This is a genomic window from Chryseobacterium caseinilyticum (assembly GCF_014837145.1).
Lineage (GTDB): Bacteria > Bacteroidota > Bacteroidia > Flavobacteriales > Weeksellaceae > Chryseobacterium > Chryseobacterium caseinilyticum.
On sequence record NZ_JACYFS010000001.1, the window covers coordinates 234,924 to 258,508 of the forward strand.

At 37.1% G+C, this 23,585-nt stretch carries 12 protein-coding genes; 4 read left to right on the plus strand and 8 right to left on the minus strand.

What is annotated here, in order from left to right; translation table 11 throughout:
• Nucleotides 1-149: 149 nt before the first annotated feature.
• The 8 genes from IC610_RS01095 to IC610_RS01130 all read right to left on the minus strand — a co-directional run bounded on the left by IC610_RS01095 (nt 150) and on the right by IC610_RS01130 (nt 15,513).
• Nucleotides 150-1,235, minus strand: coding sequence for an NADH:flavin oxidoreductase (locus IC610_RS01095; RefSeq protein WP_191734833.1), 1,086 nt, complete (start codon nt 1,233-1,235; stop codon nt 150-152).
• 367 nt (nt 1,236-1,602) lie between these two features.
• A complete protein-coding gene (locus IC610_RS01100; protein WP_191734834.1) occupies nt 1,603-2,733 on the minus strand; it encodes a glycoside hydrolase family 5 protein in 1,131 nt (376 codons plus the stop codon).
• A 14-nt stretch (nt 2,734-2,747) separates the two neighbouring features.
• A complete protein-coding gene (locus IC610_RS01105; RefSeq protein ID WP_191734835.1) occupies nt 2,748-4,577 on the minus strand; it encodes a glycoside hydrolase family 2 protein in 1,830 nt (609 codons plus the stop codon).
• Between the two features lie 34 nt (nt 4,578-4,611).
• Nucleotides 4,612-6,225 (minus strand): RagB/SusD family nutrient uptake outer membrane protein, encoded by a 1,614-nt coding sequence (locus IC610_RS01110; RefSeq protein WP_191734836.1) that lies wholly within the window; start codon nt 6,223-6,225, stop codon nt 4,612-4,614.
• 36 nt (nt 6,226-6,261) lie between these two features.
• Entirely contained in the window at nt 6,262-9,099 is a 2,838-nt protein-coding gene (locus tag IC610_RS01115; protein ID WP_191734837.1) for a SusC/RagA family TonB-linked outer membrane protein, read from the minus strand.
• 211 nt (nt 9,100-9,310) lie between these two features.
• Nucleotides 9,311-13,474 (minus strand): hybrid sensor histidine kinase/response regulator, encoded by a 4,164-nt coding sequence (locus IC610_RS01120; protein ID WP_191734838.1) that lies wholly within the window; start codon nt 13,472-13,474, stop codon nt 9,311-9,313.
• Nucleotides 13,475-13,487: 13 nt separating this feature from the next.
• Nucleotides 13,488-14,666, minus strand: a complete 1,179-nt coding sequence (gene uxuA / locus IC610_RS01125) for a mannonate dehydratase (protein WP_191734839.1) — start codon at nt 14,664-14,666, stop codon at nt 13,488-13,490.
• 13 nt (nt 14,667-14,679) lie between these two features.
• Nucleotides 14,680-15,513 (minus strand): SDR family oxidoreductase, encoded by an 834-nt coding sequence (locus IC610_RS01130; protein ID WP_191734840.1) that lies wholly within the window; start codon nt 15,511-15,513, stop codon nt 14,680-14,682.
• Between the two features lie 374 nt (nt 15,514-15,887).
• Here IC610_RS01130 and IC610_RS01135 point away from each other — a divergent pair, with 374 nt between their 5' ends.
• The 4 genes from IC610_RS01135 (at nt 15,888) to IC610_RS01150 (ending at nt 23,567) form a co-directional block, all read left to right on the plus strand.
• On the plus strand, nt 15,888-17,315 hold the full coding sequence (locus IC610_RS01135; RefSeq protein ID WP_191734841.1) for a carbohydrate-binding protein: 1,428 nt from the start codon (nt 15,888-15,890) through the stop codon (nt 17,313-17,315).
• A gap of 92 nt (nt 17,316-17,407) precedes the next feature.
• On the plus strand, nt 17,408-19,684 hold the full coding sequence (bglX, locus tag IC610_RS01140; protein ID WP_191734842.1) for a beta-glucosidase BglX: 2,277 nt from the start codon (nt 17,408-17,410) through the stop codon (nt 19,682-19,684).
• A 124-nt stretch (nt 19,685-19,808) separates the two neighbouring features.
• Nucleotides 19,809-21,278, plus strand: a complete 1,470-nt coding sequence (locus IC610_RS01145; RefSeq protein WP_317173332.1) for a hypothetical protein — start codon at nt 19,809-19,811, stop codon at nt 21,276-21,278.
• An 87-nt stretch (nt 21,279-21,365) separates the two neighbouring features.
• The gene (locus tag IC610_RS01150) at nt 21,366-23,567 is read left to right on the plus strand and encodes a glycoside hydrolase family 3 N-terminal domain-containing protein (RefSeq protein WP_191734843.1); all 2,202 of its coding nucleotides are present in this window, start codon (nt 21,366-21,368) and stop codon (nt 23,565-23,567) included.
• Nucleotides 23,568-23,585: the final 18 nt, after the last annotated feature.

The following is a 23,585-nucleotide window of genomic DNA, read 5'->3' on the forward strand; positions in this document are numbered from 1 at the left end:
AGGATGCCGCTGAAATGGTTATAACCGTATTCTACGATTAAATATTTTGGTTTCAAATTCCTTTTTTGTATCCGCTTCTAAAAAAAAAAAAACGAACCTTAATAAAAAAGTTCGTCTAAATTTAAACCTTAAATTTCAAACCTCAAATCCTAAGATCCCGGTTTTACAAAAGTCTGCCAACCTCTCATTGTTTCAATAAAACGTTCACTCAGCCCGCCTTCACGGAGAAAATCAGCCGTCACAGGCAATTGCGGACTGTCATACATCGGATTAGCTTTTACCTGAAGCGGAAAATCCCGCTGGAGAATTCCTGCTCTTGCAATCAAAACAAAATCACAACCCTCATCCAGTAATTCTCCAGCACGTTGTGCACTCATTATTTTTCCGGCCGCACCCAAACGAACGCCTTTTCGTGGAAGTTCTGTGAAAACACTCAACATCGTCTTCCCCTGAAAACTTCCTTCCCTCACAAGCTGAGCAGAATCCCAAAGTGCTAAATCCAGATAATCAATTAATTGCTTATCAAAAATTGCGGCAGTAATTTCGCGCAATTCTTCCAGACGAAGTCCGTACCGCTCAATCGATAATCGCCATCCAATTTGAAAGTCAGAACCGCAAGCTTTTCGTATTCCTTCAATCACTTCCATCGTAAAACGTGCTCTGTTTTCTACATTTCCTCCATATTTATCAGTTCTGTCATTCAGATTTGGAGATAGAAATTCAGACAAAATCCAACCAAAAGCACCGTGAACAGAAACGCCGTCAAATCCTGCCAATTTTGCTCTTTTTGCAGCTTCAATAAAACTGTCACGGACTCTTTCCACTCCTTCTGTAGATAGCGCTTTGACATTTTTTAATGTTTTGCCTGATGCAGGAGCCGGAATTCCGCCTAACGACAGAACAGCTCTGTGTCCGGCGTGATGCAGTTGTACAGCCGATAATGCACCGCCTTTCCGAATTGCTGTAGCTATTTTCGTTAATCCGGGTAAATGTTTATCACTGTGGATTCCCAACTGACGTTCAAATGCGATCGCTCCTGCCTCTACAGTTGATGCACTTGTTTGAATTAATCCGTAACCACTCTGCGCCAATTGCTCCATCCAAAATTGGTCATATTGAGAAGCGGTTCCATCAAAATCACTTTGTTGACTTGTTAATGGAGCCATCATAAAACGGTTCCTCATCGGTGATCCGTGAAGAAATGTGAGGGGTTTAAATAAATCAGAAACAGACATTTATTTTATTTTTTAGATTTTACTTTCACTGAGTTTTGTCTGTTGCAAAGTTGGATTTTTAAGAGACTGCTGAAAATGGAGGATTTTTATTTTATGATGGATATTTTAATGATGATTTGGGCTAAAACAAGAAATGATACCATTTAAATAAATGGCATCAGTTGGCTGTTTGTGCCTAAACGAGTTTATCTTAAAACACTTTTTAGAGATTATTTGATTTGTTTAGCCAAATCAAATAATCCAGACAATAATTTTAAGTCAATAAAATAGCACCAACTGTCTGTAGTTGATGCTATTATAAAAAAAGGCTGTCTTAATAATCAATTTGAAATTAAAACAGCCTTTGATAAAAATATATGAAGTGTTTTTACTGCAACATAAACGGAACGATATTATAAACAAAAGATGTTCCTGCAGGATTGGCAAGAGCGAACCAGCCTCTGTCGTCCCATACACTGTAAGACATGGATTGTGCTAAGGTTGTTTTTGCCATTGTGCGGTAATAACCTCTTACAAGATCAGTGTTTCTTTCTGCGGTATTGGTGGTTCTTCCTACGCCAAATTCACCGTAATGAATGGGAACGTTTAGTTTTACAGATTGAATTTTTACATCCTGAATTCCTTTTTCAAAAGTTGCTGATCCGGGAAAAGCTGCGTTGCTTCCTGTTTCTCCACAAAATGCCCACGGTGTGTAAGTGTGAACCTGAAGCGTAACATAATCATCATTTCCGGTACCCGGCAAACTTGCTTTGTTGGGGTAAACATTGGCGATGTAGAGTGCATTTCCCTGACCGTTCATTCCGACCATGATGATTCTTTTATCATTGTTTCCGCCGGTCGTTCTTATGGCATTGTAGCCGACAAGATTTACTCTTCTAGTATATTCTAAGGCCTTTGCATCTGTAGGATCAGGAAACGGACCTGATCCGTCGAGCTCTCCTAAATACCCTTCAGGCTCATTCAAAACTTCAAAAATTAATTTTTTCGGATAATTTTTGAAATAACTGGCAATTCCCGTCCATAGAGTACGGAATTTTGTGTCATAAGCTGCAGAACCGTCGTAATGATCTTTTAGCCAGGACTCATGATGTGTATTAAGAATTACATAGAGGTTCTGACTGAGTGCGTAGTCGATTGTTGCAACAAGTTCTAAAAATCTTGGGTGATTCACATTAAGATTCCCATTTGAGTCTGCCAGATTATCAGGGAATCTGTCCATCCAGGTTGTAGGAATTCTTATATGTTTCATTCCCGCATTTTTATACAAATCTATAATAGGTTTAATGGATGTAAAAGTGGTGGGATTGTTTCCATTATCGAAAGTATTTCCCAGATTAAAGCCGGGTCCCATATCTACAGTCACTTTTTTTGCTGAAAACGGATCAGGATTTTCTGTCTGCGTTGTCTCACCATCGGTAAACTCAACCTTATCTACATGAGTACATGCAAGTACAGAGAAAATCAGAAAAGATCCTGCAATGCTAAATATATTTTTCATTTTGATGATGATTTTTATTTTTTATTTAAATTTTTATTTTTGTAATAATTCTGAAGAATATAATATGCTTTTTTCTTGTAGCCTGTTTCAGAAATCAGACCTTTTCGGTTCCAGAAATTCTGATATTTAGGGTTTTGTCTCCGCGGAGATTTAAAATCAACCAAAATCCATGGGGTCATACCTCGTAAACCGTCAATTTTCTCCAACATATTGAGCTGGTTTTTGTAAAATAATTCCTGATACTCTTCACTCCAGACTGTGTCGTCATCTGCATGAAAACCAGCCAGAGCATCAGCTCCGAATTCTGAAATCACTACGGGTTTATTAAATTTAATTTCAAAATTATACTTTGGCAATTCTTTAGGTTCAGACCAATACCAACCTCCGTATTCGTTGAAACTTGCCAGATCAAGCTTGTCTCCCAGAGGATCTTCTACGGTCACAGCATAGCCATCTCTTTCAATCTCAAGCGCTGCGGCGACAAGTCTGGTGTCATCAATAGCTCTTACTTTATCGATAAGTTTCCCCATAAAAACGTTACGTTCTTTGCTTACAGGTGTTTCATTTCCTACAGACCAGATAATTACTGATGCTCTGTTTTTATCTCTTTCGATGCCTACCGCAAGCTGATTTTCTGCGTTTTTATAAGTTTCTTCATTGTTCCATGAAATCGTCCAGTATACAGGAACTTCTGCCCATACCATAAGACCTATCTCGTCTGCGAGACGGAGCATGGTTTCGTTGTGTGTATAATGTGCTAAACGGATATAGTTACAACCCAGTTCTTTCGCCCAGTTGAGAATCATCCTGATGTCTCCTTCAGATTTCAGACGACCGCCGACCAATGGGTTTTCATCGTGTACAGAAATACCTTTTAGAAAGATTGATTTTCCGTTCAAAATAATGTCTTTGTCAACTGTTTTAATGGTTCTAAAACCTATTTTATCCGAATTTTTATCTGTTTTTGTGCTGATTTTTACATCATATAATTTGGGATTTTCAGGCGACCAGTAATCAATGTTTTTTACAGGGATTTTAATTTTAACAAATCCGTTTTCATCAGCAGTGAAAGAAGATTTTATCTTTAATTCAGGGATTTCAACGGTTACTTTTTCTTTTTCAGTCGCACCTTTTAATTGAATAAAACCTTCGATGACATCTTTTTCATTTTTAGCCAGCTGAATTTTATAATCTTCTATAAATGATTTTGGAGTGGAAACTAATGTGACATCTCGGGTGATTCCGCCATAGTTCCACCAGTCGGTATTAATAGTAGGTACCTCATCTTTTTTTCTGACATTATCAACCATTACAACAACGAAATTTTTACCGTTATTCAGCTTCTCGGTAACATCAAACTGAAAAGGTGTAAAACCTCCTTTGTGTGTTCCTATTTTTTTGCCATTTAAATAAACATGGCACTCATAATTTACTGCAGCGAAATAAAGAAAATAGTTTTTATCCTGTTTTTGATTAACATTAAAATCTTTCCTGTACCAAAGTGTTCCTTCATAAAAAAGCAGTCGGGAATCCTGAGAATTCCAGTCGCCGGGAACCTGAAGTGATGGTTCAAAGTCGAAATTGTATTCTACTCTCGTTTTTTTATCGGGTGTGGTGATATTATCATAAAAACCGCCTTTACCGCCTTTGCTCTGGTCGAAAGGTTTCTGTCTGTAGTCGAGATAACCCATCTGATAAGGATCTATAATGTACTGCCAAGCTCCGTTTAAACTGAGGTTTTCTCTGCCAAAGGCGTTCTGCATTACTTTCTGTGCCTGTATTTCGAATGGAAATATATTGAAAACAAACAGCAGAAGTAATATGATGTTTTTATTTAATGACATAGATTTAAATTAAAATATATAGGAATGTGTTTTTTTAGTATCCGATATTAAACTGCGAAGCACTTGCTCCCATGATATCAATCTGACTTTGCGGAACGGGGCAGTTTACATACCAGGATTTCCAGGGAGTCTGGCTGTTGACTGCATCATTGGCTTCTGTGCTTGAATTGTCTCCGTTTCTGTAATGCAGCATTATTCTTTCGCCTAAGATTCCCAGTCTTTTCAGTAAAAACCACCGTTCGTTTTCAAAAGCGAGTTCTCTTGCAGATTCTTCAAGGTATCTTTCCTGCGTCCATGAAGTAAAATCATAAGTAGATGAAGCGCTTGGATTTAAACCGTAACCTCTTCTTCTTACTCTGTTCATATACTCTAAAGCTAAAGCATCGTTCCCTAACTGATGATTGGCTTCTGAAGCGAGAAGCAGTGTTTCGGCAAATCTGTAGTAGATGTAATTTTTATAGCTGTTTTCTGTACCCACAAGTTTAGTCTGGAAATCTGCATATTTTTTTAAGCTCCAGTGATATCTTCTGTAATTATCTTCAGGCTGAGTAATTGGAAGGCCAAAACGCGGATGACTCGGGTTATTTACCAGATACGACGTGTAATTATCCGGCCAGTAATAGGTTGTAAATCTTTTGTCATTTACCTTGTCATATAAAGATTTCAGATAATTATTAGGAAAAAACCATCCTAATGATTGTCCACCGTAGTTTACATCCAAAATAACTTCATTTCCTGCAGCTGGAGTTGCACCAGATTGCTTCTCATAAAGCCTTTGCGTGAAAACTGAACCGAGCCAGAAACCGCCACCACCTGCTAAATCATCACCCTGTCCCAAACTTTGATTTCTCTGGTAAACAAATAATGCCTCTTTATGATTCACATCTGGACCAAAAACCTGATTGAGATCTACAAGGCCATGCGTACCGTTTGAGATAATGGCACCAAACTCATTTGCAGCTCTCTGATAATCTTTTCTCCACAAGGCAGCTTTCCCTCTGATGTGTCTTGCCACGCCCTGCCCATATCTTCCTGCAGGAACCTGCCAATCGAGATTTTGTACGGCAAAGTCTAAATCTGCATTAATCACTCCAAAAACTGCTTCTTCAGTAGCGGCCTTATAATTTACAGGATCGTTGATGTTATCCGGATTAGTAGCAATGGTGTCCAGCAAAATATTGCCATACATTCTTACCAAATCTAAGTACAGTTCACCTCTGATCACTCTTGCCTGTGCTACCAGTTTTTTCTTGGCAGTTTCATCCATTTTCACTTTTCTGGAACTTGAGATAATGGCAGAAGCTCTGTCTATGATGATGTAGGCATTTACCCATTTTTCTTTAGGAAATCTTGCCGGAGTATGTTCTGTAGCACCGTAAGGAGTAAACCATGTTCTATGAAGTCCCAAATCTGTTGCTGCCAAAAAGAAAACATTGGCCTGAAGATTTGTGTTGTCTCCGGAAGGAGCGTTGTAGTTACGCATTTTGTTGTAAAGAGCATTTACACCAACTTCAAGACCTTCAGGGGTGGTGTAAATGTAATCTACCGACACCTGATCAAGAATCTCCTCTTCCAAAAATTTTTCACAGGAAATGAATGTTATCGAAACTAAAATCATTGAGAATAAGATGTATTTTAATTTTTTCATGATTTTATTATTTTAAATTTTTTTGAATATTATTATTTAGAAACCTAATCTAACTCCAGCCACTACTGTCACCGCTTCAGGATAATCTCCCGGTGTTTTTTCAGGACTGTAAGACTGATAATCTGTGATGGTAAAAAGGTTGCTTCCGGTAAGGAAAATTCTCAGATTGCTCAAACCAATTTTTGAAACCTGATCTTTAGGAAAAGAGTAGCCAAAAGTGATGTTTTGCAGACGTACATAAGAGGCATCCTGTAACCCCAGATTATAAATATTGCTGGGATCGTTTCCTTCACTAGGTCTTGGGAAATTTCCGCCAGGGTTTTCGGGTGTCCAGTAATCCTGTTTGATTCCGTTTTTGATTCCTCTCAAAGATCCACCCTGTGTGTAGCCGTATAAAAACGGGTTGTCTTTTGTAACACCCTGTACCGTGTAGAAATCTGCAGAAAGATCCCAGCCTTTGTATTCCAAACCTAAAGAAACAGTTCCGTACCAATCCGGAGCCTGAGAAGTGATCACTCTGTCTTTGTCATTAATAACTCCGTCTCCATTTACATCTCTGATTTTAATGTCTCCAGGTAATGCAAGAGGCTGTGCAGAATTGGCAATATCTTCACCCTGCTGGAAAATACCGATTGGCTGATATTGATAATACACATTTATAGCTTGCCCAATAAATCTTCTGTTAAGCACATCATCATCTTCAATACCGTCTCCGTTGGCATCTCTTCCGTAAAGACTGATGATTTTATTTCTGTTTCTTGTGTACGAAAGACCAAGTTTAAACTTAAAATCTTTCTTTTTAATAACATCAGCATTAATGGTGGCTTCAAAACCTTTGTTTTCAACTTCCCCAAGATTGCTCCATCTGTTGGTATATCCCGAAGACTGATCAAGCTGTTCCTGTACGAGAAGATCTTTTGTTCTTGTAATATAATATTCCACTGTTGCTGTAATTCTGTCTCTGAATAAACCTAAATCTACAGCAGAATTAAAAGTTGTAGATGTTTCCCATTTCAAATTAGGATTAGGTAGGGTAGGTCCCGGAATGTATCCTGAAACCTGAACGCCACCGATTACATAGTTGCTCTGATTAGCAATACTTTGGCTTAAACCCGGCGAGATTGCTTCATTTCCAACACTTCCGTAGCTGAATCTTAATTTTAAATTATTGATCTGCTTAAGATTCTGCATGAAGTTTTCACGATGCACATTCCAACCTACGTTTGCAGATGGAAAAAATGCCCATTTATTGTTTTTACCAAAAACTGTGGAACCGTCCATTCTTCCGGCGATGGTAAAGTAGTATTTATTGTCATAATCGTATTCCATTCTTCCTACTGCCGAGACGATACCTCTTTTGTACTCAGAAATTGTTGGTGTGTTGATTAATGCTGATTCTAAACCATTGATTCCTAAAATATCATTCGGAATATTCTGTGAAGCATTTTCAAAGCTGTTGTTTCTTGTCTGTGAAATACTTTGAACTACTGTTGCTCCAAAGTGATTCTTTTCTGCAAGATTAAAATTATACGTGAAAATATTTTCGATTTGCCATTCGGTTTCATCCTGAAACTGGATGCTTCCGCTTCCTAAACCATTATTTGCAAGCCCCGAAATTGATTTGGTAGTGCTGTAAGATTTTCTCTTATAATTCCATGATCTTCTGCTGGCATTAAGTCTATATTTAAAACCTTTGAATGGTGTAAAATCTAAAAACATATTCAGAATATCGTTTCTGTTCTGAACGAAATTGGTGGTTTCACTTAAATCAATCAGTGGATTCTTATTTTCGGCAAAACCTCCCGGCAAAAGGCGAAGTGAGCCATCGTCGTTATACACTTTTCCCAAAGGTGAAGTTGTGATTGAATTGAGTATAACACCAGAACTATTAGGGTTATTGGCCTCCGAAAACTGAAAAGAAGTGTTGAAACCGATTTTGATCCAGTCATTAATTTTTTGGTCAACATTGATACGGACTCCTGTTTTGTTGTAATCAGAATTTGGAATTACTCCTTTCGTATTGATATAATTTAAACTGCTGAAAATACTGAATTTATCGTTGCCTGAGGAGATATTCAAAGCGTGGTTCTGGGTTTCTCCGGTTCTTAAAACCAATTTTTCCCAGTCGATGTATCTTCCGCTTTGAAGACTTTCCAGCTCCAGCGCTGAAAATATTTCCGAATCTGGTCTGTAAACTCCACCATTATTGGTACGGAACGCTTCTCTTTTCAACTGAACAAACTCATCCCCGCTGTAGATATCAAAGTTTCTGTTAATCGTCTGAAATCCGGAAAATCCAGTGTAATTCACCCTTGCTTTTCCGTCTTTTCCTCGTTTAGTAGTGATTAAAATAACACCGTTTGATGCTCTCGCTCCATAAATAGATTGTGCTGCAGCATCTTTCAGTACTTCCATAGACTCTATGTCGTTTGCATTAACATCATTAATGCTTCCCACACGTACACCATCTACAATAACAATAGGGTTATTTCCTCCCGAAATCGATCTTTGCCCACGAATCTGAATATTTGAAGAGCTTCCCGGTGCACCGTTGGCAAGGGTAACCTGTACTCCGGCAGCTTTACCTCTCAGCATTTCTCCGATGTCGGAAGTCGCAACTTTTACAAGATCTTCTGCTTTTACTTTTACTACAGAACTTATGACGTCGCTTTTCTTTTTAGATCCGTAACCTACGATTACGACCTGTTCTATTTCTTTTTCGCCCGCAGATCCCGTAGAATCAGTCACTTTACCTGAGTTGTTTTTCTCCTGAGCAGCACCTTCAGCTGAAAAAAGAAAAACGGATAATAGCAGAATAAGTTTTATCTCAGAAGACCTTTTTTTTCTTACGATACACTCATTTATATTTTTCATAATTATTAGACTGGTTTCGTTAGTTTGTTTTAAATCTGTTTTTATAGTCTCTACAATTACAAATATGTTTTATACAGATTATATCATGGTAGAAATATATTCGTTTTGGGGGTGTAAAACGTGTTTTAAAACTTAATTAATTGAAAATCAATTAATTTGATATTAATTAAAAGTTAAATCAAAATGAAAAATACCCTGAAAGATTTCAGAATCAGTTGATTTCGCCTGATTCAGTATCGTTTTTGTATGAAGTGGGAGATACTTTGTACACTTTTTTGAATTCCTTGCTGAAATGTTTTCTGTCATTAAACCCAACCATGAAGGCTACTTCAGAAATAGGATGACTTGTGGTAAGAATTATATTCGCAGCTTTTTTAAGTCTGAGGTTTTTGATGAGGTTTGCTACAGAATGATTGGTCAGCGTATTTACTTTTTTGTACAGAATCGTTCTGCTCATTCCTATTTTATCTACAAGCATGTTGACATCGAAATCAGGATTTTCGAGATTTTCTTCGATGATGCGCATCAGTTTTTTAATGAAAAGTTCTTCCGGGGTTTTAAGTTTGTTTGAGTCGGAATTCAGAATGAAATTACCACTGTATTTTAATCTCAGAATTTCTTTTGAAGATAAAAGATTGGCGATGTTCAGTCTTAGTTCTTTGGTGTTGAAAGGTTTTGTAATATATGCATCTGCACCTGTAGAAAGGCCTTCAATCTTGTTATCCGTCGAGGCTTTTGCAGTAAGTAAAATAACAGGTATGTGATTGGTACCTTCGGTAGTTTTAATATGTCTGCAAAAATCGATTCCGTCCATTTCCGGCATCATAACGTCGCAGATAATCAAATCAGGAATTTCTTTTTCTAGAAAAATGATGGCTTCTTTGGCTTCGGCAAATTCAATCATATGATATTCATCAGACAAAATACTGATGATAAATTTTCGCATCTCTTCATTGTCTTCTACAATCATGATTGTTTTTTTGTCAAGTTCAGACTCATCTTCCTCTTCGTAATTAAAAATTTTAGATTCTTCAGCGGGAGAATATTCTGTATCTATCAGCATTTGTTTAGTATCCTCTGAAGCTGTATTTTCTACAATCTGCTGTTCAGTAAGATGCTTTTTACCCAGCTGAAGTTTAATCTGAAAGACGGTTTTTGCCCATGAACCTTCTTCATCCGGTGTACTAATTTCTCCATGATGAAGCTCCACGATATTTTTCGAAAGTGCAAGACCAACACCGCTTCCCATGTTATGCACTCCTCTGTCATCTACCTGAAAGAATCTGTCGAAAACACTCGTTTTGCTATTCTCAGGAATGCCTATTCCGTTGTCTTTTATTTTAATGAAAACTGCATTTTCGGCAGGCGAGCCTTTTTCCACCGCAAATACTATTTTTCCGTTTTTCTTGGTAAATTTAAATGCGTTGGATAGCAGATTAAAAACCACTTTCTCCATTTGGTTTTTGTCGAAGTATGCAAAAATGGTGTTAGAATTTAAGACAAATTTGTATTCAATATTTTTTTCTTCTGCGAGATTTTTATAAGATTCGAATATTTCGAAGCAAAAAGAAACCACGTCCTGTTTCTGACAGTAGATTTTCATATATCCCTTTTCGGCTTTTCTGAAGTCTAAAAGCTCATTCACAAGCTTCAGTAAACGGTCAGAATTCTGCTTGATCGTTTTCAGTTTATACGTTGTCTTTTCATCATTTTCAGATGATAATAATTCTTCCACCGGACCTTTGATCAGCGTCAAAGGTGTTCTGATCTCATGGGAAATATTGGTAAAAAAATTAATTTGGGTGGTTAAAATTTCCTGCTTCTGTTCATTTTCAATCTGTTCCAGAAATTTCTCTCTTCTCTGCTTTATTCTTTCCTTTATAAAACGGTAAACTGCATAATTCGCCCCCACAAATATGATTACATAACACAAATAAGCCCACCATGTTCTCCACCAAGGTGGTAAAACCTCAATTTTGAGTTCTTTGATGTTGGTATTCCAGTTTCCGTCTCCGTTATTTGATTTTATTGAAAGGGTATAGGTCCCCGGATCCAAATTGGAAAGGCTTATCCTGTTCTGTGATCCTATAAAACGCCAATCGTCTTCAGATGGAGATTTGCTGATTTTATAGGCATATTTGCTTTTTTGAGGATTAATGAAATTAAGATTGCTGAATTCTAACGCGATATAGCCCTGGTCATAGTTTATTTTGATTTCGTCAACTTCTGAAATTGTTTTTTTCAGAACATCATTTTCTCTGCCAGCTTCTATGGATTCATTATTTACAACAAGTTTTGTAAGCACCGTTTTTCCCACGTTGGAAGTTTTCACAATTTTTTCAGGATTACAAAGTAAAATTCCTCTGGATGAACCAAAAACAAGCAGTCGGTCATTCAGCTGTACCCCTGCATTATAAAAGAATTGTTTCACCGAAATACCATCGTCTGAAGAATATCTTGTGATTTGAAAATCTGAGTCTTTTAAAAATCTTCCGTTGTTTTTAATTTTTATTTTGTATAAAAAATCTTCAGCAGCAACCCAAAGATTTCCCTGTGCGTCTTCGGTAATGCTTTTGATGGTAGCGTCTGTAAGGCCTTTGTTTTTATTTAAGACAAAAAATTTGTTATTAGATTCATTCAGGTAATATAATCCATCGTAGTCTGCACCTATCCAGAGTCTTTTTTTAGAATCGGTGAACATGACGGTAAGGCTGTTGTTATCTAAGGGTTTAGAGTTTTTTGCATTGAAAATTTTAGTTACTTTATTAAGCTTTTTATCAAAATAATTAAGTCCGTTTTGTGTGCTAATCCAAATTCCATCGGGTCTGTTTTGCAATGCCATGACGAAGTTATCAGAAAGAGAACCACCTGAATATCCGTTTTTATAATTTAAAATTTTTCCATCGGAGGTTATTTTTTTTAATCCGTTTCCATTGGTTCCCACCCAGATATCGCTTCCATCGACCATTAAAGCGGTAACAGGTCTTTCGTTTTCTTTAGAGTTGCCCCCGTTTAAAGGAATGTGAGAAAAATGTTTCGAATTTTTATCAAATTGAAATAAACCGTTAAAAGTTCCGCAGAGAAGCGTATTTCTGTCTTTTTCAACCAGAGAAGTGATGATGTTTTTTAAATTTTTATCATCATTATTGGCGATGGAGTAGTATTGTGAAATTTTGTTGGTGACGTCCAGATAATTCAGTCCGCCACCATTTGTTCCTACCCAAATCGCATGGTCATTTTCTTTTACAATCCCAGTTGCCGTAGAATTATTTAACCCGAAACTTCCGTTCGAAGCTTCTGAAATTTTTGTGAAATTTAAATTAGCCCTGTTGTAAAAATTTATTCCTCCAATGGCAGTTCCTATCCAGATTGAGCTGCTCTGATCTTTGAGAAAACATTTGAGATCATTATCGCTCAGGCTGAAATTATTTAGCGGATTATGCTTTACTCTCGCAAATATTTTTTTATGATTGTTAAAAATGCTGAGTCCATCTTTTGTGGCAAACCAAATGTAATTATCATCCCATTGAACGATATCACTGATCCAGTTGGATGAAATAGAGGTTGGATCATTAGGATTAAATTTAAATTGTTTCAGCAAATTTTCTTTTGCAGAATAGAGAAAAGCACCTGATGTTTCCGTACCAAACCACAAATCACCGTTTTTGGTTTTCAGAATCTTTTTTATTTTAGATTTTAAAAATTCTGAGTTTGCAGACATCACTTTTGGAAGTAATTTTTGTTTCAGACTTTTAGGATCAAAACATTTCAACCCTGTGGAGCCACCCACAAAAATGCCAAAACTTTTATCATAAAATAAAGATAAAACACGTGTTTTATCTAGCTCACTGTTAATGCTTTCGAGCTTTTTCGTTTTCTTATTTATTTTTTTTAAACCGCCGAAAGTTCCTGCCCAAAGACTTTTCTGCTCATCTTCCACAAAAGAAGTGATGTAATTTCTGCCTCCCTTATCATTAGAAATATCTACTGAATGAAAATTATTGGCGTTTTTATCAAAGAAATTTACGCCGTGGTTGGTTCCTATCCAGAGATTTTTATCACTGTCTTCAAAAATGATGTTGATGTGATTGTTGCTGAGGTTTCCTGTGGTCTGTTTGTCTCTGGCGTATCGGTTAAAATTGTAGCCGTCATAACGGAAGAGTCCATTTTCGGTGCCGATCCAGATAAATCCCTGACTGCTCTGAATCATGCTTGAAATCATGCTGGGCGAAAAATCATCATCATTATTAATCTGATTAAAGTTTAAAACTGTTTCCTGAGCGCTCAAAAAATTAAAGCTCAATACAACAAAAAGACATTGAATAAAATGTTTCCTGAATGTTTTAAAAATGATATTTAGATTAAAATGATTCATGGTTTAGTGGTTTTTAAAATAAACTTCGGGAAATTCCCAATTCCAGACCGCGTAATTCTGCAAGACCTCTCAGACGCCCAATTGCAGAATATCCTGGATTTGTTTTCTTACTTAAATCATCCAGCATCTGATGTCCGTGATCAGGACGCATTGGAATAGAACAATCTTTTCTGCCAAGATTTTTTCTCCTTTTTTCTTCTGTAATGATTTCTTTTACAATGCTGTACATGTCTACATCGCCTTCCAGATGATTAGCCTCATAGAAATTTCCCTGAGCATCTCTCTGCGTGCTTCTGAGATGTAAAAAATGTACTCTGTCTGAAAATCTTCTGAAAATCTTCACCAAATCATTGTCTGATCTCACCCCTAAAGAGCCTGTGCAAAAAGTAATGCCGTTGGAATGATGGGGGACTTCAGAAAACAAATGAGCAAAATCTTCTTCCGTACTCACCACCCTCGGGAGACCAAGAATAGGATATGGAGGATCATCAGGATGAATACACATCAATACTTCATTTTCCGCAGCCACAGGAATAATTTCCTTTAAAAATAAAACTAAATTTTCTCTCAGTTTTTGAGCATCAATAGTGGCATAAGTATTTAAAATTGTTTGAAACTGTTCTAAAGAATATCCTTCTTCAGCACCGGGTAATCCTGCGATGATATTTTTTGTAAGCTTGGTTTTGTCTCCTTCCGAAAGAGTTTCAAGATATCTTTTTGCTTCAGTTTTAATGCATTCAGAATATTCTGATTCAGCACCCGGTCTTTTCAGTAAAAATAATTCAAAGGCTGCAAAAGCAATGGTATCAAAACGCAAAGCTTTTGAGCCGTCTTCAAGAGTATATTCAAGATCAGTTCGCGTCCAGTCTAAAACCGGCATGAAGTTGTAACATATGATACTGATTCCGCACTTTGCCAGATTTCTGATGCTTTCTTTGTAGTTTTCAATATAAATTTCAAAATTTCCGGAGCGGGTTTTTACATTTTCATGTATCGGAATGCTTTCCACAACTTTCCATATTAAACCTGCACTTTCGATGATTCTTTTTCTTAAATTAATTTCTTCAGTTGTCCAGACTTTACCATTTGAAATATGATGAAGGGCAGAGACGACACTCGTTGCTCCTGCCTGTGTGATATCTGATAAACTTACGGGATCATTTGGTCCGTACCAACGCCATGACTGTTCCATTTTTTTTATTTTTTTAAACTCCACTGAATGCACTGAAACCACCGTCAACAGGAATAATAACGCCTGTTAGAAAACCTGAAGCATCAGCATCGCACAGAAATAATGTAGTACCTAATAAATCTTCAGGCTTCCCGAATCTGCTCATAGGTGTTTGATTGATAATATCGTTTCCACGTTTTGTTAAATTGCCGTTTTCGGTCATCAGAAGATTTCTGTTTTGGTTGGTGAGGAAAAATCCAGGCGCAATTGCATTTACCCGAATTCCAACTTTAGAAAAATGTACGGCAAGCCACTGTGTAAAGTTTGAAACTGCAGCTTTTGCTCCACTGTATGCAGGGATTTTTGTTAAAGGTGTAAAAGCATTCATGGAGGAAATATTCAGGATGCTGCAGCCATCTTTTCCGATCATATCTTCGGCAAAAATTTGGGTTGGAAGTAATGTTCCGAGAAAATTTAAATCAAAAACATATTTTATTCCTTCTGCATCGAGATCGAAAAAAGTTTTAAAATTTTCGGTCTCATTATCCAGATCTTCTTCTGAAAAATAAGAATTGGTAGTTGTTCCTGAAGTATGATTTCCGCCTGCTCCGTTGATCAAAATATCACAGCTTCCTAATTTTTGGTTGATTTTTAATCTGGCTTCTTCAAGACTGTACTTTTTCAAAACATCTGCTTTAAATGCAAATGCAACTCCGCCTGAAGCTGTAATTTCTGAAGCCAGTTTTTCTGCTTCATCCATTTTTCTCGCAAGAAGAGCGATTTTATATCCTTTTTCTGCTAATCCGGTAGCAAGTACTCTGCATAGTACACCAAGAGCTCCTGTGATGACAACTACTTTTTCTTTCATATAAATTGTTGATTAAACCAGACAAATATAATTTCACTAAAACTGCCTGACCTGCTTAAATATATTTTTTTAGGGGTAAAAATGTACCGCCTTTGAAAACGATAAATCTGTATTTTATTTTTAATAAACTGAAAATCAACTTATTGTTTTGTATAGTGAGAATTTACATTATTTTTTAATTAAAAACCTTTTAAATATAAAAAAAAATCATTTTAGAATGAATAAATCTCAAAGATATAGTAAAGAAAATGCATTCAATTTTAAAAAGTACATTTATACCCCCAAACAAAAATTTTCAGAACCTTGGTTGTAGCGTTTTATTTAAATATTTGTTTCGGGAAAAAACAATACATTACATAAAAACCAATTAAGCTATGAATTTAAAGATTACTCACTTTTTGAAAGGCATGCTTTTAATTTTATTTGTCGCCATCTCTTTTCAATCATGTGAAAGAGAAGAGCTGAGAGAAGTAGCATTGTACGACAAACCGTATACTGAGGCCACGGCTTCTGCCACAACTGTCAACTTCGGTGGAAGCATAGATTTTACCAGCAAATCTTTTAAAGCAGTTACAACAACGTGGACTTTTGCCGGAGGAAATCCCGCTTCATCGATTAACCCAAATGTTGCGGTATCATACAGTACACCGGGAACTTACGAGGCAAAACTTGTCGTAAAATACATCGATAATTCTGTAGAAACTAAAAAATTCAACATTATAGTAAAAGGAATCGATGCACCGTTGCCTTACGGTGGAACCGCTGTTCTCATCCCCGGAACGATAGAAGCTGAAAACTACAATCTGGGAGGTGAAGGTACTGCCTTTCACGATACCGAAGCGCAAAATCTTGCCGTGCAAAACGGAAGTACGCAATACAGAACCGATGACGGAGTTGATATACAGGTAACATCTGCAGCTACTTTTATCAATTACACACAAAACGGTGAGTGGACAAATTACACAATCAATGTTGCAACTGCCGGAAACTACGATTTTGAATTCAGAGTAGCTTCTGCTGATGCAACAGGAGGGACATCCATTAAACTGCAGCAGATGAATCAGAGTACGGGAGCGACTACAGATATCGGACAGACCGGAACCTTTTCTACGCCTACACCAACAGCTTTCATCAGCAAAACTATTACAGGAGTAAATTTAACTCAGGGCTTACACACTGTACGTTTGCTTTTTACCGGAACCAAAACGCTTCTTGATAAAGTAGATGTAAAAGTAAGTGTTCCGCCGCCGCCAATTAACGGCGTAGGAATTTTTACTGAAAAAAATATTTTAAATACAAATGCAGGAATAGTTCCTCCGGCAAATGGTGGAAATATGGCAATCACACTTCAGTCTACGAATACAAATCATGGTACGAAAAGTCTGTTTTATCATTTTGATCCTACAGGAAACGGAAGTCCTCAGACAGGATTTGCTCTTTCGCACATGGATCTTACCACATCACCTTACAATGCATCTGCATACAACTATCTGAATATTGCAGTGAAATCAAGCACAGCAAGAAACGTCAGAATCAGATTGAATACCAATTCAGGGAATTATTGGGTGACATTAAAGCCAAGCCTTCCCAAATACGGAATGCTTTGGGACGGACAATGGCACGAATTGGTAATTCCGTTTGCTGATCTTTTGAAAGACGGAACAGCAGATGCTCTTTCTACAGTTGCCGCCGCAAAATCGAGTATTAAGCAGTTTACAATAAGAACAGATGACAGCGACTATACAGCTGCTGCAAACTCATTCGATTATTACATAGATGATATTTATTTTACTGTAAACTAACATTATTTTAATATTTAACAAAGCTTGAATTAGCTAAACAGAGAACCTTGAAGATCATTCTTCAGGGTTTTTATTAAACTAAAATTTTAAACATGAAGAAAAACTTAACTTTCTGTATAATATTGCTTAGCACCGCAATTTTCAATTCACAGACCAGGTTGCATTTAGATAAGAAAAAAACGACGGAAGAGCGAATTACATTATTAATGGATCAAATGACTTTAGAAGAAAAAATTGGTCAGATGAATCAGTATAATGGTTTTTGGGAAGTAACAGGTCCTGCACCGAAAGCGGGATCCTCAAAGTTAAAATACGATCATCTCAGCAAAGGCTGGGTTGGGTCTTTATTAAATGTGAGAGGTGTAAAACAAGTGCGTGAAGTGCAGAAAATTGCCGTTGAAAAAACCAGGTTGGGAATTCCGCTTATTATCGGTTTTGATGTTATTCACGGATACAAAACTTTAAGTCCGATTCCTTTAGCAGAAGCAGCGAGCTGGGATATGGACGCCATTAAAAAATCTGCCGCAATCGCTGCAAGTGAAGCTTCAGCAGCAGGTATAAACTGGACCTTTGCTCCCAATGTAGATGTTACACACGATGCAAGATGGGGAAGAGTGATGGAAGGTGCTGGTGAAGATCCTTTTCTAGGAAGTAAAGTCGCAATTGCAAGAGTAAAAGGCTTTCAGGGGGATGATTTGTCAGCAGTAAATACAATTGCAGCCTGTGCGAAACATTTTGCAGGATATGGTTTTGTAGAGTCGGGGAAAGAGTATAACATTGTTGATATGAGCAATTCTAAACTGTACAACATGGTTTTACCTCCTTTTAAAGCAGCAAATGACGCCGGAGCAAGAACTTTTATGAATGCTTTCAATACCCTCAACGGAACTCCCGCAACAGGAAATAAATTTCTTCTGAGAGATATTCTGAAAATCAAATGGAATTTTAAAGGATTTGTTGTTTCCGATTGGGCTTCCATCATAGAAATGATTGCACACGGATACGCAAAAGATGGCTCGGAAGCAGCGGAAAGGGCTGCAATTGCAGGTTCTGATATGGATATGGAATCTTACCTTTATGTACAGGAACTCGCCAAGCTTGTGAATGATAAAAAAGTTGACGCCTCTGTTATTAATGATGCAGTAAGAAGAATTCTCAGAGTGAAATTTGAATTGGGTTTATTTGATGATCCCTATAAATACTGTGACGAAAAAAGAGAGAAAGAGGTTAGCGGAAGCAAATCAAACAATGATGGAGTTTTAGATATGGCTAAAAAATCTATTGTTCTGTTAAAAAATCAAAATAATTTGCTTCCATTAAAGAAATCCGGACAGAAAATAGCCTTAATCGGAGCTTTGGCAAATGACAAAACCAGCCCACTCGGAAGCTGGAGAATTGCTGCAGACGACAATACCGCTGTATCTGTTTTGGAAGGGATGCAACAGTACAAAACCAACAGTCTTATTTACGCAAAAGGAACAGATGTCACCATTGGAAAGACGACTTTTACAAAAGAACTGGAGTTCAATACGACTGATAAAAGTGGTTTTGAAGAAGCCATCAATACAGCAAAAAATGCAGACGTTGTGATTATGGTTTTGGGTGAGCATGGTTTTCAGAGTGGGGAAGGACGCAGCAGAACCAGCCTGGATCTACCCGGAAATCAGCAGGAATTATTGGAAGAAGTTTATAAAGTAAATAAAAATATTGTTTTGGTTCTCAATAACGGCCGTCCGTTGGCGATTCAGTGGGCAAACGATCATATTCCTACGATTGTGGAAGCGTGGCAACTGGGCACACAAAGCGGAAATGCCATCGCACAGGTGCTTTACGGAGATTACAATCCAAGCGGAAAACTGCCCATTTCGTTTCCGAGAAATGTGGGTCAGGTTCCCATTTATTATAACAATTTCAGCACAGGAAGACCAACGAATGTTGATAACAATGTATTCTGGTCGCATTATTCTGATGTAGACAAAACACCGCTTTATCCTTTCGGACATGGTTTGAGCTATACCAAATTTGATTATAAAGATTTAAAATTAAATAAAAATTCATTTCAAGTTGGCGAGCCTGTAAAAGTTTCAGTTTCAATTAAAAATTCCGGAAATTATGACGGAAAAGAAGTGGTGCAGCTTTATATAAGAGATGTTTCTGGAACTTTGGTAAGACCTGTGAAAGAATTAAAAGGATTTGAATTGGTTGATCTGAAAAAAGGCGAACAGAAAATAATAAACTTTATCCTGACCAAAGAGGAACTTGGCTACTTTGATAATGAAGGAAATTATCTTGTTGAGCCGGGAATTTTTAAAATATTTGTAGGAACAAATTCTGATCAGGTTTTGGAAACCGAGTTTGAGTTAAAATAAAACTCGGTAGCTTGAAATAAGGGTTAAAAAACACATATTAACCCTTATTTAAACATATTTAAAACCTTTAAGAATTCAAGATATTCCAAACTTTGAAACATTAATTATAGTGAAATTAGTTATTGTGAAAAGTAAATTAAAAACTCTTGTCAGGACAGGCTTTTTAGCCATAATGTTATTGGAATTTTCAGTTGTAGAAATGCTTCATGCACAAAATGCAGCTCCTGAAAATATTTCAGTTTTTTCTACAGGCGATTATCATGAAGTAATGGCTCGTAAAAATGCAGAAGATTCTGTTTGGAAAGGCTATACAGCAAAAACGATAGATAAAATGAAGGGGTTTCATTCTTCAAAAGATCCGAAACCAAACGCTTACGGATCATGGATTTCTTTTAAAACAAAAGCAACAGGATTTTTCAGAACCGAAAAAATAAACAGTCGCTGGTGGATTATTGATCCCGAAGGTTATCCTTTCATTCACAAAGGGGTAGCGGTTTTAAGTCCGGGAACTTCCAAAAATCAGGAGAAAGCATTTAATTCAAAATATAAAAACCGTGAAAACTGGATTTCAGCAGAATCAAAATTTCTTAAACAAAACGGATTCAACGGTTCCGGAGCATGGTCAAACGTAGATGCGATTCGTGAGAGTAAAAAGCCATTGGTTTATACGGTGATTGTAAGTCCGATGGGAGCATACAAATCTCAGCATTTGAAAAAATTCAGCGGCAGATATGAAGAGGCCGGATGGCAGGGCTTCCGATATGATTTGGCTATGGTTTTCGATCCCGAATTTGATCAGTTTGTAGAAAGAGAAATTTCTAAAATTCAGAAATATAAAGATGATAAATATTTACTGGGATATTTTACAGATAACGAATTACCCTGGGTAGACGATGCTTTAGACCGACATCTGAAAAAATTGGGCAAAGAAGAAGCCGGATATATTGCTGCAAAAAAATGGCTAGACAAAAGAAAAAATAAAAATGCTTCCATAGAAGATATTACAGACGAAGACAGGCAGGAGTTTACAGGTTTTTATTTTGAAACTTACATGAAAAAAGTGACGGCTGCAATCAAAAGATTCGACAGCAATCACATGTATTTGGGCTGTAGATTTAATCAGGCACAGGATGAATTAGATAATCCTAAAATATTTGAGGTGGCAGGAAAATATATGGATGTCATCTCCATCAATCATTACCAAAAGTGGGAACCGGAACAGCCTGTTCTCTCCAACTGGATCAACTGGTCGGGAAAGCCTTTCATTATCACTGAATTTTACACCAAGGGAGAAGATTCAGGATTGCCGAATAAAACCGGCGCTGGCTGGAATGTGCCGACACAAAAAGAAAGGGGGTATTTCTATCAGAATTTCATTATTGAATTGCTGAAAAGCAAGGGCTGTGTCGGTTGGCATTGGTTCAGATATCAGGATAATGATCCCGAAAATTTAGAAACGGATTATTCAAACCGTGATTCAAACAAAGGAATTTTAAGCAGCAGTTACGATTATTACATGCCACTCATGGAAAACATGAAAACCATCAATAATAATGTTTATGGGCTTATACAATTTCTGGATTCCGGCAGGTAATCAAAAATTAAATCTACAAAACTTTTAATTCTGAATCTTCAAATAGATATTGTTCAACATGCTCAATATCAAATATATAATTTAAGTATGAGAAATCTTTTTCATTATACGCTGGCGTTGCTAATTTGTGGAACTTTTTTAAATGCTCAAAATAAAAAGCCTCTTTATAAAGACAAAAATGTTCCCATTGAAGATCGTATCAATAATCTTATAAGTTTGATGACGCTGGATGAAAAAATCATGCAGATGAACCAATGGACCTACGGTAAAAATGCCAATCCGAATAATATCGGCGAACACATGAAAGCCGTAAAACCGGAGATTGGATCCTTGCTTTACAGAAGTACCAATCCTGAATACCGAAACCAGATTCAGAAAAAGGCAATGACAGAATCGCGATTGGGAATCCCAATTATTTTTGGGTTTGATGCGATTCATGGGTATAAAACGGTTTTTCCAATTCCGTTAGCGCAAGCTTGTTCTTTTAATACAGATTTAGTGCAGAAATCATGTTCCATTACCGCGAAAGAAAGCTGGCTTTCCGGTTTAGACTGGACGTTTTCTCCCATGCTCGATGTCGCAAGAGATGCACGCTGGGGAAGAGTTTCCGAAGGTTATGGCGAGGATACTTATGCCAATTCTGCGTTTGCGGTTGCTGCCGTAAAAGGTTATCAGGGTTCAGATTTAAAAGATAAATATACCATTGCTGCCTGTCTGAAACATTACATCGGCTATAGTCTGTCTGAAGGTGGAAGAGATTATCACTTCAGCGATATTTCAAACCAGACTTTATGGGAAACATTTATGCCTCCATTTGAAGCAGGAATTAATGCTGGAGCAGCGACGGTAATGAGCGGTTTTAATGATATTTCAGGCATTCCGGCTTCTGCTAATTATTATACTTTAACAGAAGTGCTGAAAAAAAAATGGAACCATGACGGATTTGTTATTTCTGATTGGGGGTCGGTTAAAAATCTTGTTGAGCAAGGTGTTGCCAAAGACATAAAAGAAGCTGCGAAGAAATCATTTCTTGCAGGAGTCGAAATGGATATGGTTGACAATGCTTATCTCGATTATCTGCCTGAATTGGTGAAAGAAGGAAAAATTCCAATGAAAACGGTAGATGAAGCGGTGCGAAGAATTTTGAGAGTAAAAATGAAATTAGGACTTTTTGAAAATCCTTATGTAGATGTCGTTCCAGAAAAGGATAGATATCTTTTGCCTGAATATCTAAGAACTGCCGAAGAACTCGCTCAGGAATCAATGGTTTTGCTTAAAAATAAAAATAATGTTTTGCCATTAACCTCTAAATATAAAAGTATTGCTGCGATTGGTCCGATGGTAAAAGACTCCGTTCACATCATGGGTTTTTGGGAAGGAATGGGAAATCCTGCTGATGTACAGACAATTTTTAAAGGTTTAAACAATGAATTTAAAGATAAATCCACAATAAATTACGCTCTCGGCTGTGATTTTGATGGAGAAGACAAAAGTGGTTTTGCAGAAGCTTTACAAGTTGCCAAAAAATCTGATGTTGTCATTATATTTTTAGGTGAAAAAAGAAACTGGAGTGGCGAAAATGGCTCACGTTCAACCATTGCATTACCCAAAATTCAGGAAGATCTTGTTGCCGAACTTCAAAAAACAGGAAAACCGATTGTTCTTGTCCTTTCCAGCGGTAGACCTTTAGAATTGCTCAGGCTCAACGAAATGGCAGATTCTGTACTAGAAATATGGCAACCGGGAACTGCGGCAGGCTCATCCGTTGCAGGTATTCTTTCAGGCAGACACAATCCTTCGGGCAAGCTGGCGATTACGTTTCCTCAGACAACGGGGCAGATTCCAATTTATTATAACATGAGAGAATCTGCAAGGCCGCAAGCCGGGCATTATCAGGATATTCCGAGAGATCCTCTTTATTGGTTTGGTCATGGTTTGAGCTACACAACTTTTAAATATGAAACCATCAAATTATCAAAAACAAAAATCAAACGTAACGAAAAACTCATTGCTGAAGTGGAAGTTTCTAATGTAGGAAACAGAGACGGAAAAGAAAGCTTTTTGTGGTTTGTAAAAGATCCTGTGGCTTCGATTTCCAGACCGATGAAAGAGCTGAAGTTTTTCCAGAAAAAGTTAATTAAAGCAGGACAAAAAGAAATTTACCGCTTCGAAATTAATCCGGAAACTGATCTTTCGTATACAGATAGTAACGGAAAAAAGCATTTAGAATCGGGAGATTTCTACATTATTGTAAATGATATGCAGGCAAAATTTGAATTAATAGATTAAACATATCTGATACCCTTT

Excerpts from the sequence above, each read along its gene's own strand:
- IC610_RS01095 (WP_191734833.1), bottom strand. The coding sequence starts at position 1,235 with ATGTCTGTTTCTGATTTATTTAAACCCCTCACATTTCTTCACGGATCA.
- IC610_RS01100 (WP_191734834.1), bottom strand. The coding sequence starts at position 2,733 with ATGAAAAATATATTTAGCATTGCAGGATCTTTTCTGATTTTCTCTGTA.
- IC610_RS01105 (WP_191734835.1), bottom strand. The coding sequence starts at position 4,577 with ATGTCATTAAATAAAAACATCATATTACTTCTGCTGTTTGTTTTCAAT.
- IC610_RS01110 (WP_191734836.1), bottom strand. The coding sequence starts at position 6,225 with ATGAAAAAATTAAAATACATCTTATTCTCAATGATTTTAGTTTCGATA.
- IC610_RS01115 (WP_191734837.1), bottom strand. The coding sequence starts at position 9,099 with ATGAAAAATATAAATGAGTGTATCGTAAGAAAAAAAAGGTCTTCTGAG.
- IC610_RS01120 (WP_191734838.1), bottom strand. The coding sequence starts at position 13,474 with ATGAATCATTTTAATCTAAATATCATTTTTAAAACATTCAGGAAACAT.
- uxuA (WP_191734839.1), bottom strand. The coding sequence starts at position 14,666 with ATGGAACAGTCATGGCGTTGGTACGGACCAAATGATCCCGTAAGTTTA.
- IC610_RS01130 (WP_191734840.1), bottom strand. The coding sequence starts at position 15,513 with ATGAAAGAAAAAGTAGTTGTCATCACAGGAGCTCTTGGTGTACTATGC.
- IC610_RS01135 (WP_191734841.1), top strand. The coding sequence starts at position 15,888 with ATGAATTTAAAGATTACTCACTTTTTGAAAGGCATGCTTTTAATTTTA.
- bglX (WP_191734842.1), top strand. The coding sequence starts at position 17,408 with ATGAAGAAAAACTTAACTTTCTGTATAATATTGCTTAGCACCGCAATT.
- IC610_RS01150 (WP_191734843.1), top strand. The coding sequence starts at position 21,366 with ATGAGAAATCTTTTTCATTATACGCTGGCGTTGCTAATTTGTGGAACT.